We start from the raw sequence: 16,445 nt of genomic DNA on the forward strand, positions 1-16,445 counted from the left end.
CGCCCCGAAACGGGCTGTTCCGGGTGCCACACCTGCATGATCGGCGAGGGTTGTGCGGGGGAGCGCGGGGTGGGGTGGGATAGTGGGCGGTCGTGGCGAGATATGGGGTGTTGAGTCTGCCGTCGAGTAACCGGGTGTACTCGGGGGCGGCGGTGGAGTTGACCCGGGCGGAGCTGGAGATCTTCGGCGACGCCGTGCTCGGTGGGCGCGTCGGTGACGTGTCCACCGCGACGATCGGTGGGGCGCGCTACGTCACGTTCGAGGCCGTCGGTGGTCTGAGCGAGCGGGACGCCGCGCTGCTGGGCAACCTCTCCAGCGCGTACGCGATCTTCGAGTTCGTCGGCGACCTGCTGCGACCCGTGCCGTTGACCCGGCTGGACCGCTTCGACGACGACCTGCTCACCATCCAGAAGTACCCGGGCAAGACCAACGAGCAGTTCACCAAGCTGCTGCTCAACGTCACGCTGCTCGCCTCGGACGGGGCCGGCGAGCTGCTGACCCGACGGTTCCGGGTGCTCGATCCGCTGTGCGGCCGGGGCACCACGCTCAACCAGGCGATGATGTACGGCTTCGACGCCGCCGGCCTGGACCGCGACAGCAAGGACTTCGAGGCGTACCAGACGTTCCTGAACACCTGGCTGAAGCGCAAACGGATCAAGCACCGGGTGCTGGAGTCCGGGCCGATCCGTCGGGAGCGCAAGGTGGTCGGCCGGCGACTACGGGTGGAGCTGGCCGCCTCGAAGGAGGCCCACAAGGCCGGCGACGTGCAGTGCGTGGACGTGGTCAACGCCGACACCACCCGGGTCGGTGAGTTCTTCCGCCCGGAGACCATCGACGTGGTGGTGGCCGACGCGCCGTACGGCGTGCAGCACGGCAGCCGTACCGCCGAGACCGGCCTGGCCCGCGACCCGCTCGCCCTGCTCACCGCCGCCGCGCCGGGCTGGGCACGAGTGCTGCGCCCCGGCGGCGCGCTGGGCATCTCGTGGAACACGAACGTCGCGCGGCGGGAGGAGGCCGCCGCCCGGCTGGCCGCGGCCGGCCTCACCGTCCTCGACACCGGCCCCTGGCGCACCCTGACCCACCGAGTCGACCAGGCCATAGTCCGCGACGTCCTGGTAGCCCAAAAACCCACCTGACCCCGGCGGGGTCAGCGGGGGTGGGCTTGGGGGCGGGATCCGGTGGAGGCGAAGGCGGTCAGGAAGCGGTCGCGGAACTCGTGCATCGGCCAGACCGGGGCGTTGGCGTCCGGAGTAAGGCCGTCCTGCCAGCCCCAGTCGTTGATCCGCTCGAACACGGCCGGGTCCTTCGCCACGATGTGGATCGGCACGTCGTGACTCGGGTTCTCGCCGGTGACGACGGGCGCGGGCTGGTGGTCGCCGACGAAGACCAGCACCGTGTCGTCGTCGCCGTAGCGCTCCACGTAGGAAATGAGCGTACGCAGCGTGTAGCTGATCGAGTGCCGGTAGCCGGTGCGGGCCTGCGCCGTCGGCGTGCCGATGATGCCCCGCCGGAACACCTCGCCGTCGTCGATGGTGTCCCAGTCGACAAGCGACGGCACCTTCGTCCAGGGGGAGTGGCTGGAGACCAGGGCCAGCTCGGCCATGACCGGACGGTCCTGCTGCCCGGCCAGCTCCCGCTGGTGGAACTGGTGGATGGCGAACTGGTCCGGCATCGGGGCGAAGGCGAACTTGGGGCCCTGGTAGCCCAGGTCGGGGCCGCTGTAGAACTGCTCGTAGCCGTAGAAGGCGCCCTCCGGCCAGGCCTGGTTGACCGCCGGCATCACCCCGACCGTACGCCAGGAGGCGCGCCGGAACGCGTCACCGAGGGTGAACCGATCGGTGGCGAGCAGGTTCCGGTAGCGCTGGTTGTTGTCCACCCACAGGCCGGAGAGCAGCGTGGCGTGTGCCAACCAGCTCGCACCGCCGATCGTCGGTGAGGTGAGGAAGCCGCTGCGGGTGCCGAACCCGGCCGTGGCCAGCCGGTCGGCGCGCTCGTCGAGCATCCGGGGGATGGAGGCGAACTCGGCGTCGGTGACCGCGTCGCGGCCGTAGCTCTCCACGAAGGCGATCACCACGTTCTTGCCGCGCAGCCCGGTGAGCAACTGGTCGCCGGGCACGTCCCGGAACGGGTCTACCCCCACCTCGTTGGCGAACGCCTGGCGGTCGTACAGCCGGTCCCGGACCTCGGCGGCGTGCTCCTGCACGAGGATCGTGGCGTTGGTGTCGGCCATCGGCATGGCGGGCACGATCCGTGCCCCGAAGGCGGCCAGCACCGCCCAGACCAGCACCAGCGTGGCGATCGCGCGCGTGCTGCCGGTGCGGTGTCGGGCCAGCAACCCGGACAGCCGCACCGCCGACAGAGCGGTCAGTACCGGTACGGACAGCAGAACCAACCCGACCCCGAGTGCGATGGCGATCGCGCCCGGTCGGCCGATCGACTCGGCCACGAAGGTGAACGCCTCGTCCAGCAGGGACCAGTCCAGCACCAGGTCGAACGGGCGGCCCAGTGACGAGTAGAAGCCGAGGTCGCCGACCTTCACCACGGCGACGAGCCCGAGCAGCCCACCGGCCAGCACGGCCACCACCCGGCGGGGCCGACCGGGCAGCGCGAGCAGCAGCGCGGCCAGCAACAGCCCCTCCAGCGGGATCCGCAGAAACGCGCCGGGTTCCAGCTGCCACGGCCGGTTGGGCAGGGTGAACGTGACAAGCACCAGCAGCGCGGCGAGCGCCGTGACCACCCGCGCGACGATCCGTCGGCGCAGGGTGACCGGCGCCGGCCGGGACGCGGCGTCATCCGCCCCGGTCCCGTGTGTGTGTTCGAGCGGGTCGGTGATGGCGCTCGGGTTCTGGTCGGCGTCGGGCGTGGATGCCGGATCGGCGATCGACAACTGGGTCTCCGGGCTCAGCGCAGCGACAGGACGGGGGCGGTGGACAGGTCGCGCTCGTCGGCCCGATCGGCCCGCCGGACGCCGATCGGCACCGTCGGCATGGTCGGAACCACCGGCACCACCACGGCCGGGACGGGCCGGACCTGCCGGTGGCGCCACAGCCAGCCGACGTCGCGGCCGAACGACTCGACCAGCAGCCCCAGCGCGACCACCAGCACGACAGTGGTCAGTACTCCGGGCAGCACCTGGGCGGCGGCGACCGCGAGCATGACTCCCTGGACCGCGGCGACCACCTTACGCCAGTACCGGTGCGGCAGCTGCGCGTTGACCCAGGGCAGCAGCCAGCCGGCGACCAGGAACACGTACCGCATCAGGCCGATGGCGAGCACCCAGGCACCGACCGACGGCGCGACGTGCAGGCTCAGCATCAGCACCAGGAACGAGTCGACCTCCATGTCGAACCTGGCGCCGAGGGCGCTCGTCGTCCCGGTACGGCGGGCCACCTTGCCGTCGACCGCGTCGAGCGCCAGCGCCACCGCCGTCATCGCCACCAGCAGTGCCACCGGGGCGGGGCGACCGTCGGTCAGCGCGTCGGCGATCAGCGCGGTCACCGCACCGACCAGCAGCCCACGGCCCATGGTCACCCAGTCGGCCGGTCCCAGTCGGTCCGAGCCTGCGTGACGGAGCCCACGCACGAGTGCCAGGTAGGTCACCGCCCCGTACGCCAGGCCCGCCAGCCAGCCCGCGACACCGAGACCGACCGTCGCGGCGAGCCCCGCCAGCAGGACGATCTGGACGATCAGCCCGATTTGCGGATTGGTTCGAACTGTGGACACCGTGCCTCCGTGTTTATGATCGACGACCCCCCGACAGGGAACTACGGAAAATACGACGGATCGGTTCGGTCTGGACGCAGGTAAGGAGAAAAAACCGGTGACGCGTTCCGCCCTCGCCTTCTGGCTCCGGGCTCCCGGCGCGGGTGAGCTCCGTCCGGTGACGCTGCCGGAACCGAGCGCCGACGAGGTCCTGGTGCGTAGCCGGTACTCCGGGGTCAGCCGGGGCACCGAGACGTTGGTCTTCACCGGCGGCGTGCCGGCCAGCCAGTACGCCGCGATGCGTGCCCCGTTCCAGGAGGGTGACTTTCCGGCCCCGGTCAAGTACGGCTACCTCAGCGTCGGCGAGGTCGAGCAGGGTCCGGCGCGCCTGCTCGGGCGTACGGTGTTCTGCCTGCACCCGCACCAGAGCGCGTACGTGGTGCCGGCGGAGGCGGTGACCGTCGTACCGGAAAACGTGCCGGCGGCCCGCGCGGTGCTGGCCGGCACGGTGGAAACCGCCGTCAACGCGTTGTGGGACGCCCCGCCCCTGGTCGGCGACCGGGTGACCGTGGTCGGCGGTGGCATGGTCGGCTGCGCGGTGACCGCCCTGTTGGCCCGCTTCCCGGGCGTACGGGTGGAACTGGTGGACACCGATCCGGCCCGCGCCGAGGTGGCTGCCGCGCTGGGCGTCGACTTCGCCACCCCCGAGACCGCCAGCGACGGCCGTGACCTGGTGGTGCACGCCAGCGCCAGCGCCGCCGGTCTGCAACGCGGCCTGGACCTGCTCGCACCGGAAGGCACCCTGCTCGAACTGAGCTGGTACGGCGACCGACCGGTGCAGTTGTCCCTCGGTGGTGCGTTCCATTCTGGACGGCTGAGCATCCGTAGCAGCCAGGTCGGCATGGTGGCTCCGGCGCGACGTGGCAGTCGCAGCTACGCCGACCGGATGGCACTCGCCCTGGACCTGCTCGCCGATCCGAGGTTCGACGCGCTGATCACCGGCCGGTCGCCGTTCGCGGAACTGCCCGACGTGCTCGCCCGACTCAGCGGGGGCGACCTGCCCGCGCTGTGCCACCTCATCACCTACGACGGGAAGTGAACCGTGTTCAGCGTTACCGTCCGTGACCACATCATGATCGCCCACAGCTTCCGCGGCGAGGTCTTCGGCCCCGCCCAGCGGCTGCACGGCGCGACGTTCGTGGTCGACGCCACCTTCCGCCGCCCCGACCTCGACGACGACGGCATCGTGGTCGACATCGGACTGGCCACCGACCAGCTCAAGGCGGTGCTCGGCGAACTGAACTACCGCAACCTCGACGACGAACCCGCGTTCGCCGGGCGGAACACCACCACCGAGGTGCTGGCCAGCACCATCGCCGACCGGCTCGCCGACCGGGTGGCCGCGGGTCAACTGGGCGGCGGCGCCCGGGGCCTGACCGGCATCACGGTCACCCTGCACGAGTCGCACGTGGCCTGGGCCAGCTACGAGCGGGCGCTGCCCGGCTCGACCGCCGTCGGTGAGGGCACCGCCTGACGTGCCGATCCTGCACGTGATCCTGCCGGGCGACATCGACGACCCGGCGTCGCCCAGCGGCGGCAACGGCTACGACCGGCGGATCTGCGCCGGGCTCACCGCCGCCGGCTGGTCGGTGCGCGAGCACGCCGTGGCCGGTGACTGGCCGCGACCGTCCCCGGCGGCGCGGGCGGCGCTGGCCGGACGTGCTGGCCGGCACGCCGGACGGGGCGCTGGTGCTCGTCGACGGCCTCGTCGCCTCGGTGGTGCCGGACGTCCTCGCCGCCCACCGCGGGCGATTGCGGCTGGTCGCGCTGGTGCACCTGCCCCGAGACGACGACACCGAGGCCAGGGCGCTGGCCACGGTCACCGCCGTGGTGGCCACCAGCGCCTGGACCCGCGACGCGCTGCTGCGGCGGTACGCGCTGCCCGCCGAGCGGGTGCACGTCGCCCCGCCCGGGGTGGACCCGGCCCCGCCGGCGCCCGGGTCGGCCACCGGATCGGCCCTGCTCTGCGTCGCCGCGGTCGCCCGACACAAGGGACACGACGTGCTGGTCGAGGCGCTGACCACGGTGGCCGACCGGCACTGGACGCTCACCTGTGTCGGACCGCTGCACCGGGAGCCGGAGTTCGTGCACCGGCTGCGCGAGCGGATCACCGCCGGCCGGCTCGGCGACCGGATCCGACTCACCGGACCGTTGGTCGGCGACCGGCTGCACGCCGCGTACGCCGCCGCCGACCTGCTGGTGCACCCGTCGCGGGGCGAGACGTACGGGATGGTGGTCACCGGGCGCTGGCGCGCGGCGTACCGGTGCTCGCCACCGCCGTCGGCGGACTGCCTAACGCCCTCGGTCGCACGGCGGCGGGCGACCGGCCTGGTCTGCTGGTGCCGCCCGACGACCCGACCGCCCTCGCCACGGCGTTACGCCGCTGGCTCGACGACGCGGCCCTGCGCGAGCAGTTGCGGCACGCCGCCGTGCGGCGACGGGACACCCTCGCGGACTGGGACAGCACGGTCGCCCGGATCACCACGGCCCTGAAGGAGGCGTCGGCATGAGCATCGAACTCCCGCCCGATTTCGCGAAGTGGCTCGCGCTGCGCGAACCCGCCGACGTGGCGGCCCGGTCCACCGAACTTGTCGACACGCTGCGTACGGCGCTGCCCGGCCACGGCCCCCTGGTGGTGCATGATCTTGGCGCCGGGACCGGCTCGCTGGGCCGCTGGTTGGCCCCGCTGCTGCCCGGCGCCCAGCACTGGATCCTGTACGACCAGGATCCCGACCTGCTGGCCCGGGCGTGCGCCGGCATGCCGGCCACCGCCGCCGACGGGGCGCCGATCACCGTCGAGACCCGCCAGGGCGACCTGACCCGGCTGACCGCCGCCGAGCTGGCCGACGCCGCCCTGGTCACCGCCTCGGCCCTGCTCGACATGCTGACCGTCGAGGAACTCGACCGCCTGGTCGCCGCCTGTGCCGAGGCCGGTTGCCCGGCGTTGTTCCTGATCTCCGTGACCGGCGCGGTGCGGTTGACCCCGGCCGACCCGCTGGACGGGGAGGTCGCCGCCGCCTTCAACGCCCACCAACGTCGTACCGTCGGCGGCCGGCGGTTGCTCGGACCGGACGCCGTCGACGCCTGCGTCGCCGCCTTCGCCCGCCACGGCGTGGACGTGCAACTGCGGCCCAGCCCCTGGCGGCTCGGGTCGGAGCAGGCCGCCCTGACGACGGAGTGGTTCACCGGCTGGCTCGACGCGGCCCGTGAGCAACGCCCCGACCTGACCGTCCACACAGACGAGTACGCACGACGTCGGCTGGCGGAGGCTGAAAGCGGTCGCCTCGGGGTACTGGTCGGTCACGTCGACCTGCTGGCGCTGCTCCGTTGAACCGGCAGCCGACCAGCTACGTGCGTACAGTCAGGGAAGATCGTCATGCCGGGGAGGCACGAGTGGGGGAAGAAGCTGGCGACGCCGCACCCACGGCGACCCCGGCGCGCCGTTCGTTCTGGGGCTGGGCCCGACTGGCACTGGGAGTGGCCGTCCTCGTCGGGCTGCTCTGCTGGCTCGGCACCGGGCCGTTCCTGGCCGGGCTGCGGCTGATCGACGCGCCCGCGCTGGCCGCCGCGCTCGCCATCGGCGTCCTCACCACCGTCTGCGCCGCTTGGCGGTGGAGCCTCGTCGCCGGTGGCCTCGGCGTACGTCTGCCGCTGCGGGAGGCGGTCGCCCACTGCTACCGGGCGATCTTCCTCAACGCGACGCTGCCCGGCGGCATCCTCGGTGACGTGCACCGCGCGGTGCGGCACGGCCGCGACGTGGGCGACGTCGGACGCGGCATCCGCGCGGTGGTGTGGGAACGGATGGCCGGGCAGGTGGTGCTGGTCGCGGTCGCCGCGGTGCTGCTGTTCGCCTTCCCGTCGCCGGTGCGCCCGTTCCTGCCGGTGGCCACCGCCGTGGCGGTGGCGGTGCTGGTCGCCGTGGTGGTGGCGGCCCGGCTGCTGCCGCACTCCGGCGCCTCCCGGTGGGCCCGAGCACTGGGCACCGCCGTGTCGGACGTACGCCTCGGGCTGCTCGGCCGGCGTACCTGGGCAGGGGTCCTGCTCGCCTCCGCGCTGGCGGTGGCCGGGCACCTCGCGACCTTCCTGGTGGCCGCACGCACGGCGGGTTCGACCGCCCCGCTGACCCTGCTGTTGCCGCTGACCCTGCTGGCCCTGCTCGCGATGGGGGTGCCGGCGAACGTCGCCGGGTTCGGCCCTCGCGAGGGGGTGGCCGCGTGGGCGTTCGCCGCCGCGGGCCTGACCGCCGCCGAGGGGGTGGCCACCGCGACGGTGTACGGCGCCCTGGTGCTCGTCGCGAGCCTGCCGGGAGCCGCCGTGCTCCTGGCCCGACGTGTCCGTGTACCCGCCACCGTCTGACGAGGAGACCCATGTCCGAAACACTGCCTGTCGCCACCATCCGGACGCAGGTCACCGTGCCGCTGCGGTTTCCCGACGGTTACACCACCACGGCTCGACTGTTCACCTTCGACGGGCTCGTCGACGGCCGGGAGCACCTCGCCTTCCGCCTCGGCGATCCCAGCGCGGCGGAACGCGCCGGCGACGTGCCGCTGGTCCGTCCGCACAGCGAATGCCTCACCGGCGACGTGTTCGGCAGCCAACGCTGCGACTGCGGGCCGCAGTTGCGCGAGGCGGTGCAGCGCATCGCCGACGTCGGCGGTTACCTGCTCTACCTGCGCCAGGAGGGCCGGGGCATCGGGCTGTACGCCAAGCTCGACGCGTACGCGTTGCAGGACGCGGGGCTGGACACCTTCGAGGCCAACGTCGCGCTCGGTCACGCCGAGGACGAACGCGACTACACCGTGGCGGCGCAGATGCTCGCCGCGCTCGGTGTCGGCCCGATCTCGGTGCTGAGCAACAACCCGGAGAAGACCGAGCAGTTGGGGCGGCTCGGGATCACTGTGACCGAGCAGGTGCCCACCGGAGTGTTCCTGTCCCCGGCCAACGCCGACTACCTCGCGGCGAAGGCCAGCCGCGCGGCCCGCGCCGCCGACCTTCCCTTCGTCCGGTGACCGCCTCGTCCGGGGCGGCCCGGCCGTACGTGCTGCTCAGCTGCGCCACCTCGATCGACGGCTACATCGACGACGCCACCGACGAGCGGCTGCTGCTGTCCAACGACGCGGATCTCGACCGGGTCGACGAGGTCCGGGCGGGCTGCGACGCGATCCTGGTCGGTGCCGGCACCGTTCGCCGTGACGATCCCCGGTTGCTGGTGCGCTGCGAACGGCGCCGGGCCGACCGGGTCGCCCGTGGCCTGCCGGCATCGCCGACCCGGGTGACCATGACCGGCTGTGGCGACCTGGACCCCGAGGCCCGGCTGTTCACCGTGGGTGACACCGACCGGATCGTCTACAGCGCCGGTGGGGCGGTCGAGAAGACCCGACACCGGCTCGGTGAGCTGGCCACCGTGGTCGACGCCGGTGATCCGGTCGACCTGCGATGGATGCTCACCGACCTGGCCGAGCGGGGTGTCGGTCGCCTGTTGGTGGAGGGCGGCGCGGGCGTGCACGGCCAGTTCCTCGCCGCCGGGCTGGCCGACGAGCTGCACCTGGTGGTGGCCCCGTTCTTCGTCGGGGACCGGCGGGCGCCGAGGTTCGTCGGCGAGGGCAGCTTCCCGTGGCACCCGGGCCGGCGGGCGCAGGTGGTCGAGGCGCGTCAGATCGGTGACGTGGTGCTCACCCGCTACGCGTTGTCCGAACGCTGCGAGCCGCCGTCGACCGACTGACGGTCGCGCCGCATGCCGCATCTCGCGGTGTCCGGCGCGGCGGCGGGCGCGACATGCGGCGTCTCGCGGTGTCGGTGCGGCGGCGGTCGGCGACATGCGGCATCTCGCGGTCTCCGGGCGGCGGGAGGGCGCGACATGCTGCATGAAGGGCTACGCCGACGGGCGGTCGAGGAACATCAGCCGGGCGCGTTTGTCGGGCAGGTCGATCAGCGGACCGTCGACGAAGCCGGCCCGGCGCAGTCGGGCGATCGCCTTGTCGTTGCGGGCGTCCGGTTCCATCACCAGTCGTAGCCGCCGGTGGTCGGTGAAGACGAAGGCGACGAACTCGGCCAGCAGCGTGCCGGTGAACCCCGGTTCGGGGCGTACCGGGGTGCCGATCAGCAGGTGTCCACCGTGGTCGCCGGGGCGTACCGGGTAGCACCTGCCGACCGGGTCGTGCTCCGGTTCGTAGGTCTGGAACAGCGCCACCGGGTGCCCGTCGCGCAGGGTGAGGTACGCGTGGTGGGTGGACAGCGAGTCCACGAACCGGTAGATCTCGGCGACCCGCTCCCGGTCGGCGTCGCGCATCCCCCAGAACCGGGCCCGCTCCTGACTGACCCAGGAGTGGATCACCTCGGCGTCGGCGTCCGGCTCGACCGGCCGGAAGGCCACCACACCGAACCGGGGCACGTGACGTTCGTAGTGGTGGCGGTCAGTCATCGTGCTCCTCGGTCAGCCGGTCCCAGTCGCAGCAGGTCTGGATCAGGTCGCCGCGCAACCACAGCGGCAGTTGGTCGTCGCGGTGCGGTCCGGCGCCGGTGGCGCCGAACGGCACCACCCAGCGGCTGTCGTCCCGCCGGGCCAGGTCCCACACGTAGCGGGCCGCCGGCCCGCGCAGACACAGGTCGGTGACCCCGGGGACGCTCGAGGTGGCCAGCACGCAGTCGTGGTCACCGGACAGTTGCGGCCCCGGCGACGCGGCCGGCTCCGGCAGGGCCCGCCATGGCAGGAGCCGGTGCCGTTCGCCCCAGCGGTGGGTGTCGCCGGCGGCGGCCACCTCCGTCAGGGTCTCGCGCAGCAGATGGGCCCGATCCAGGCCGGGAAGGTCGGCGTGCAGCAGCGGTGTCACCGCGTACCCGACGCGGGCCGGTAGGCCCAGCCACGGCCGGAACACCTCCGGGTAGGGGGGTGGTTCGGCAAGCGCCGCCAGGGCGGGGTGGGCGGCGAGCCGGCGGGTCACGGCGGCCCGCAGGTCGGCGAAGGCGGCGGCGTCGACGCTGTCGGCGTCCATCCGGCGGTCCCAGGTCAGCAGACGTTCCGCAGCTCGGCGGCGGCCGGTTCGAGCCCGTCCAGCGGGACGAGCAGGTCCAGCAGCGGGCCGGCGGCGGCCAGGTGGGTGTCGGTGTGCACGGTCGCGAGCTGCTCGGCACGCCAGTCGTCGGTGGTGTCCAGCAGGTGGCGGATCCGGTCGGCCCGGTACGGCGGCGCGAACTCCACACCGAGCCCGGCGGCGAGGCCACGCTCGTTGGCCATCACCGCCACCTGACCGACCGGGCTGCTCGGCATGTCGTGCCAGCCCTGCCAGGCGTGGCTCGCCTCCCAGCCGGGGACCACCCCCAGCCCGTTGGCGGGGTGGCGTCGCGGCACCCGCCCGGCCACCCGGTGCAGCAGGCCGCCGGCGGTGTCGGCCGCGAGGACCACGTTCACCGGTTCGACCCAGTCGTCGAGTGCCGCGTCGACATCGTCGACGGTGCGCGCCCGCAGCAGCGCCGGCAGGACGCCGAAGCCCAGCTCACCCAGGACACGGGGCGGATAGCGCAGGCTGACCGTGATGGCCGGGTCGTCGTCCGGTCCACCGGAGACCAGCGGCCCCCGCTCGGTCTCGATCACCTCGACCTCGATCGGCGCGGCGCCGGCCACCTCGATCGTCTCGACGTGCCGGTGCGCCGGCCGCCATCCTTGCGGCCCGTACGCCTCGACCCGGTCGCCCCGGCGGCGCAGCCGTTCGGCGTATCCGTCCTGGTAGTCGGCCATGGCGTTGGTGATCGCCCAGGCCACCTCCCCGGCGTGGCCGAAGTGCGGGATGCCCGGGATGCCGGGCACCGCGAAGCCGAGCACGTCGTACTCCGGGCAGGCCAGCCGGATCTGCTGGTAGATGCCGGGCGCCTCGATGAACCGGTGCGGATCACCGGCGATCAGGGCGGCGCCGGTGGCGGTGCGGTCGGCGGCGAGCAGCCAGCCGTTGCTGCCCGAGGTGACCTGGTTGTCGACGGCGAACAGGCCGGCGGCCTGCGGGCCGAGCCGGCGGGCCACGTGGTCGCGCCAGAGTTTGGTGCCGAAACCCGCGAAGAGCACGTGATGTCCGAGCCAGAGCGCGAGCGGCGTCCACGGCTGCCAACGCCCCGGCCGTAGGCCCGTGGCGGCGAACTCGGGGGCCCGTGCCGCACCGGCGGACAGCCCGTCGTTGACCCCGTCCACGTAGCGCCCCACCCACTCGGCGGTGCCCGGGTCGAGGGCGGCGTGGCAGCGTCGCGCGGTGTCGGCGAGCCGGGCCCGGCGGGCGAAGCTGTCCCAGGCCACCGCCTCGGTACCGAGGAAGGAGGCGGAGGTGCCCTGGGACCGGTGCCGTTCCACCTCGATCTGCCAGGCCCGGTCCAGGGCGGTGACCCGACCCTGGGCGTAGGCCAGCGACGGGTGGTCGTCGGCGCGCAGGTGGGGGACGCCGTAGCCGTCGCGGTAGCGGCGGGCGTTCACCGCGTCACCGTACCGGCGCGCGCTCGGGCACGGGCCGCCGGCACCACCAGCGGGGTGCCCGTCTCCGGGTCGTCGATGACCCGGCAGGGCAGGCCGAAGACCTCCTCGACGAGTTCGGCGGTGACGATCCGGCGGGGTTCGCCGGCGGCCACCACCCGTCCGTCACGCATCGCGATCAGGTGGGTGGCGTAGCGGGCGGCGTGGTTGAGGTCGTGCAGCACCGCGACCAGCGTGCGACCCTGCTCCTCGTGCAGCCGGGCGCACAGGTCGAGCACCTCGATCTGGTGGGCGATGTCGAGGTACGTGGTCGGCTCGTCCAGCAGCAGCAGGGGTGTCTGCTGGGCCAACGCCATGGCCAGCCAGACCCGCTGCCGCTGGCCGCCGGATAGTTCGTCGACCAGCCGGTCGCCGAGGTCGTCGACGCCGGTGGCGGCCATCGACTCCGCGACGATCCGCTCGTCGTCGCGGGACCACTGTCGCAGCAGCCCCTGGTGCGGGTAGCGCCCCCGGGCCACCAGCTCGGCCACGTCGATGCCGTCCGGGGCGATCGGCGACTGGGGCAGCAGCCCGAGCGTACGGGCCACGGCGCGGGCGGGTAGCCGGTGGATGTCCGTCCCGTCGAGCAGCACCGCCCCGGCGGTCGGCCTCAGCAGCCGCGACAGCGCCCGCAGCAGGGTGGACTTGCCGCACGCGTTCGGGCCGATGATGACCGTGAAGGAGCGGTCGGGCACGGCGACGGTGAGGTCCTCGGCGACGACGCGTCGGTCGTAGGCGAGCCGCAGCCCGTCGCCACCGAGCCGGGAGGTCGACATGCTTGTTGCTCCGTTCTGAGGTCTGGTGGTCAGGACCGACCCGCTGGTCCGGCCCGGTCCGCCGGACTGCCGGGCGGTCACAGCCGGCCCGCCCGGCGCTCGGTGGCCAGCAGCCACACCAGGTAGCCGCCGCCGATCACGCCGGTCACCACGCCGACCGGTAGTTGGCCGGGCAGGGCGCGCAGCGCGACCTGAGCCGGCGGAGGACGTGGATCAGCGCGCCGACGACCGCCGCAGGCAGCAGGGTGACCCCGGGCCCGGGAGTCGTCGGGCCAGGGTGCGGGGCGGTGAGCGCGACGGAACGGCAGGGTCCGGCGGCGGCTGCGGACAGCGCCACCAGCAGCGCGGCCCCGGCGAGGCAGCATCCGCAGCCGGTGCACGCTGACCCCCAGCCCGCTGGCGGCGTCGTCGCCCAACTCGGTCATCCGCAGCGCCGGCGCGCAGGCCAGCAGCGCCGGTACCAGTACCGCGAGGGCGGCCAGCAGCGGTGCGGCGTCGGACCAGCCGCGACCGTCGAGGCTGCCGGTGAGCCAGAGCATCGCCCGGGAGGCGCTCATCAGCGGTACCCGGGTCATCAGGTAGCCGTTGACGCCGGTGAGGATGGCAGACATGCCGATGCCGACCAGGACCAGCCGGTAGCCGTGCACGCCGCGCCGCCAGGCGATCAGGTAGATGAGCAGGCCGGTGACCACCCCGCCGAGGGCCGCGGAACCGGCGAGGGCGGCACTGCTGCCGCTGACGGCGACCACGACGAGCGCGCCCGTGGCCGCGCCCTGGGTGAAGCCGAGCACGTCCGGGCTGCCCAGCGGGTTGCGGACCAGCGACTGGAAGACCGCTCCGGCCAGGCCGAGCGCGGTGCCCACGGCCAGTCCGGTGACCAGCCGGGGCAGCCGCAGCTGGGTGACGATGAACTCCTCGGCGGGGCTGCCGCCACCGGTCAGCGTGCGCAACACGTCGATCGGTGACATCGGGTACTCGCCGTGCCCGATGGCCAGTACGCCGACGCCGACGGTGAGCAGCAGGCAGACCGTGCCGACGGCGAGGACGCGGGGACGCAACCGGACGGAGAGCCGGGCGGGCGTACGGATCACGATCATGATCGGATCGTCCTCGTCCGGAGCACCAGCGCCAGGAACAGCGGACCGCCGACGACTGCGGTGATGAGTCCGACCTGGAGTTCGCCGGGGCGGCCGAGGACCCGCCCGAGCACGTCGGAGCCGAGCAGCAGCACCGGGGCGAGCAGTGCGCAGTAGGGCAGCAGCCAGCGCAGGTCGGGGCCGGTGAGGGCGCGGACCAGGTGCGGCACGAGCAGACCGACGAAGACGATCGGTCCGCAGGCGGCGGTGGCGGCCCCGCAGAGCAGGGTGATGGCGATGATCACACCGGCTCGGGCCACGGCCGGTCGGGCACCCAGGGCCTGCGCGGCGTCGTCACCGAGGGCGAGGGCGTTGAGCGGACGGGCGGCGGCCAGCGCGACCAGCAGCCCAACCGCGATGAACGGCAGTACCCGCAGCACCGTGCCGGCGTCGGCGCTGGCCAGTGAGCCGACGGTCCAGAAGCGCAGCCGTTCCAGGCCGGCCGCGTCGAGCAGCATCACCGCGCTGACGTAGGAGTAGAGGGCCGCGTTGAGCGCCGCGCCGGCCAACGCCAGGCGGGCCGGGGTCGCGGCGCGACCGCCACCGACGGCGTACACCCCGACGGTGACAGCGGCGCCGAGAGGGCGAACCACACCTGCCGGTGCCGCCGCCGAGGCCGAACAGGGCGGTGGCGGTGGCGATGGCGGCGGCGGCCCGGCGTTGATGCCGAGCAGGCCGGGGTCGGCGAGCGGGTTGCGGGTGAGGGCCTGCATCGCCGCGCCGGCCACGCCGAGCGCGGCACCGAAGCCAGCAGACCGAGCAGCGTAAGGGGCAGCCGCAGCTGCCGTACGACGGTGTGCTCGGCGGCGTCGCGTTCGGTCAGGGCGTGCCAGACGTCGGACGGGGGGATCGGCTTGGCGCCGACGGCGATGCTGAGCACCGCGACCGCGAGCAGGGCCAGCGCGGCGACGAGGAGACCGCCGGCGCGCAGGGCGTTGCGGCGCTGCCGGGGTGCCGTGGTCGGCCGCGTCGGCTGCTCGCGGGGTGGCGACTCGATGACGGACAGGGTGAACTCCAGTGTGGTGCGAAACGCCGTCGGGACTTGACAGGAGCCGAGTGTAGGCAGGAAGTTAGGTTAGGTTAGCCTAACCCCGGCTGTCCATGGTCCGAGACCCTGATCGAAAGACGAGACGCATGTCTGAGCACCACTCCGCCCGTCGCCTCTCCCGTCGGGGGCTGCTCGCCATCGGCGGCGCCGCCATGGCCGCCGCGCTCGTCGGCTGCGGCCGTGACGACACCTCCGGCACCGACACCGACAACGGCTCCGGGCCCTGGTCGTTCACCGACGACCGCCCCGAGACGGTGACCGCCGACGCCCGGCCCGACCGGGTGGTCGCCTTCACCGGCTCCGCCGCGGCGCTCGTCGACTTCGGACTCGGAAGCGAGATCGTCGGGGTCTTCGGCGAGACCAGGAAGGCCGACGGCAGCGTCGAGCCGCAGGCCGGCGACCTGGACGTGGAGAGCGTCGAGATCCTCGGCAACGTCTGGGGCGAGTTCAGCGTCGAGAAGTACGCCGCCCTGCGCCCGGAACTGCTGGTCACCCACATGTACGACCCGGGCGCCTACTGGTACGTCCCGGACGAGAGCAAGGACAAGATCCTGCCGCTGGCACCGGTGGTGACCATCACCACCGCCCGGGTGCCGATGACCAAGCCGATCGAGCGTTACGCCCAGCTCGCCGAGTCCCTCGGCGCCGACCTGTCGGCGGCGAAGGTCACCGACGCCAAGGCGCGGTTCGAGGCCGCCGCCGAGGCGGTACGCCAGGCCGTCGCGGCAAATCCGGGCATCAAGGTGATGGCCGCCTCGGGCAGCCCCGACCTGTTCTACGTCTCCAACCCCAAGGTCAGCACCGACCTGATGTACTTCGCCGAACTCGGCGTCGACATCGTGGTGCCGACCAAGCTGGAGGCCGGTGACTACTTCGAGGCGCTCAGCTGGGAGAACGCCGGAAAGTTCGCCGCCGACCTGATCCTGCTCGACAACCGCGGCACCGCCCTGCAACCCACCGACCTGGCCGCCAAGCCCACCTGGAAGCAGCTGCCCGCCGTACAGGCCGGGCAGGTCACGCCGTGGGACGCGGTGCCACGCTTCTCGTACGCCGGCGCGGCGCCGCTGCTGGAGAACCTCGCCAAGGCGATCCAGGGCGCCAAGAAGCTCACCTGACCTGGGCGGGCCGGCCGGCTGCGGTCAGCACCGGCCGCCCCGCCACCGCCCTGCCAGACCCGATCCGAGTGCCGCCCACCTGTCGTGCGGCCCGTTCCGGCTGCCCGAAAACCGAAC

12 protein-coding genes and 4 pseudogenes are annotated in these 16,445 nt (G+C 73.3%); 9 read left to right on the top strand and 7 right to left on the bottom strand.

The annotated features are described in order from the left end of the window. The first annotated feature begins 92 nt into the window (after positions 1-92). The gene (locus ENC19_RS26575) at positions 93-1,136 is read left to right on the top strand and encodes a TRM11 family SAM-dependent methyltransferase (protein ID WP_164449809.1); all 1,044 of its coding nucleotides are present in this window, start codon (positions 93-95) and stop codon (positions 1,134-1,136) included. Positions 1,137-1,147: 11 nt separating this feature from the next. Here the strand turns inward: ENC19_RS26575 and ENC19_RS26580 are convergent, their stop codons facing one another. Further along, positions 1,148-2,887: a sulfatase-like hydrolase/transferase gene (locus tag ENC19_RS26580; RefSeq protein WP_208021030.1), complete on the bottom strand. Its 1,740-nt coding sequence runs from the start codon at positions 2,885-2,887 to the stop codon at positions 1,148-1,150. A 72-nt stretch (positions 2,888-2,959) separates the two neighbouring features. Further along, positions 2,960-3,723: pseudogene (locus tag ENC19_RS26585) on the bottom strand (CDP-alcohol phosphatidyltransferase family protein); the annotation flags it as partial. Between the two features lie 97 nt (positions 3,724-3,820). Between ENC19_RS26585 and ENC19_RS26590 the strand changes: the two are divergent. The 7 genes and pseudogenes from ENC19_RS26590 to ENC19_RS26620 all read left to right on the top strand — a co-directional run bounded on the left by ENC19_RS26590 (position 3,821) and on the right by ENC19_RS26620 (position 9,484). Then, positions 3,821-4,801: a zinc-dependent alcohol dehydrogenase gene (locus tag ENC19_RS26590; RefSeq protein WP_164449811.1), complete on the top strand. Its 981-nt coding sequence runs from the start codon at positions 3,821-3,823 to the stop codon at positions 4,799-4,801. Between the two features lie 3 nt (positions 4,802-4,804). Beyond that, on the top strand, positions 4,805-5,236 hold the full coding sequence (locus tag ENC19_RS26595) for a 6-pyruvoyl trahydropterin synthase family protein (protein ID WP_164449812.1): 432 nt from the start codon (positions 4,805-4,807) through the stop codon (positions 5,234-5,236). A gap of 1 nt (position 5,237) precedes the next feature. Then, positions 5,238-6,272: pseudogene (locus ENC19_RS26600) on the top strand (glycosyltransferase family 4 protein). After that, entirely contained in the window at positions 6,269-7,093 is an 825-nt protein-coding gene (locus ENC19_RS26605) for a methyltransferase domain-containing protein (RefSeq protein WP_164449813.1), read from the top strand. The pseudogene ENC19_RS26600 and the gene ENC19_RS26605 overlap by 4 nt, the downstream one beginning before the upstream one ends. Positions 7,094-7,155: 62 nt before the next feature. Beyond that, positions 7,156-8,118 carry a lysylphosphatidylglycerol synthase domain-containing protein gene (locus tag ENC19_RS26610; RefSeq protein ID WP_164449814.1) on the top strand — a complete coding sequence of 321 codons (963 nt, stop codon included), beginning with the start codon at positions 7,156-7,158 and terminating at the stop codon, positions 8,116-8,118. Between the two features lie 11 nt (positions 8,119-8,129). After that, positions 8,130-8,771, top strand: coding sequence for a GTP cyclohydrolase II (locus ENC19_RS26615; protein ID WP_164449815.1), 642 nt, complete (start codon positions 8,130-8,132; stop codon positions 8,769-8,771). Further along, a complete protein-coding gene (locus ENC19_RS26620) occupies positions 8,768-9,484 on the top strand; it encodes a RibD family protein (RefSeq protein WP_164449816.1) in 717 nt (238 codons plus the stop codon). Before ENC19_RS26615 ends, ENC19_RS26620 begins: the two co-directional genes overlap by 4 nt. Before the next feature lie 150 nt (positions 9,485-9,634). On the opposite strand, the gene ENC19_RS26625 is transcribed toward ENC19_RS26620, so the two are convergent. The 5 genes and pseudogenes from ENC19_RS26625 to ENC19_RS26645 form a co-directional block, all read right to left on the bottom strand. Beyond that, complete coding sequence (locus ENC19_RS26625) at positions 9,635-10,183, bottom strand: GNAT family N-acetyltransferase (protein ID WP_164449817.1); 549 nt, start codon at positions 10,181-10,183, stop codon at positions 9,635-9,637. Further along, positions 10,176-12,217, bottom strand: a pseudogene (locus ENC19_RS26630) (penicillin acylase family protein). Before ENC19_RS26630 ends, ENC19_RS26625 begins: the two are co-directional and overlap by 8 nt. Next, positions 12,214-13,029, bottom strand: a complete 816-nt coding sequence (locus ENC19_RS26635; protein WP_164449818.1) for an ABC transporter ATP-binding protein — start codon at positions 13,027-13,029, stop codon at positions 12,214-12,216. The pseudogene ENC19_RS26630 and the gene ENC19_RS26635 overlap by 4 nt, the downstream one beginning before the upstream one ends. 77 nt (positions 13,030-13,106) lie before the next feature. Further along, positions 13,107-14,126: pseudogene (locus ENC19_RS26640) on the bottom strand (FecCD family ABC transporter permease). Then, positions 14,123-14,893 carry a FecCD family ABC transporter permease gene (locus tag ENC19_RS26645; protein ID WP_328824390.1) on the bottom strand — a complete coding sequence of 257 codons (771 nt, stop codon included), beginning with the start codon at positions 14,891-14,893 and terminating at the stop codon, positions 14,123-14,125. The pseudogene ENC19_RS26640 and the gene ENC19_RS26645 overlap by 4 nt, the downstream one beginning before the upstream one ends. Positions 14,894-15,299: 406 nt before the next feature. Here ENC19_RS26645 and ENC19_RS26650 point away from each other — a divergent pair, with 406 nt between their 5' ends. After that, positions 15,300-16,328, top strand: coding sequence for an ABC transporter substrate-binding protein (locus ENC19_RS26650; protein ID WP_164449819.1), 1,029 nt, complete (start codon positions 15,300-15,302; stop codon positions 16,326-16,328). Positions 16,329-16,445 lie beyond the last annotated feature (117 nt).

The sequence above is a fragment of the Verrucosispora sioxanthis genome, assembly GCF_010560025.1.
GTDB classification, from domain to species: domain Bacteria; phylum Actinomycetota; class Actinomycetes; order Mycobacteriales; family Micromonosporaceae; genus Micromonospora; species Micromonospora palythoicola.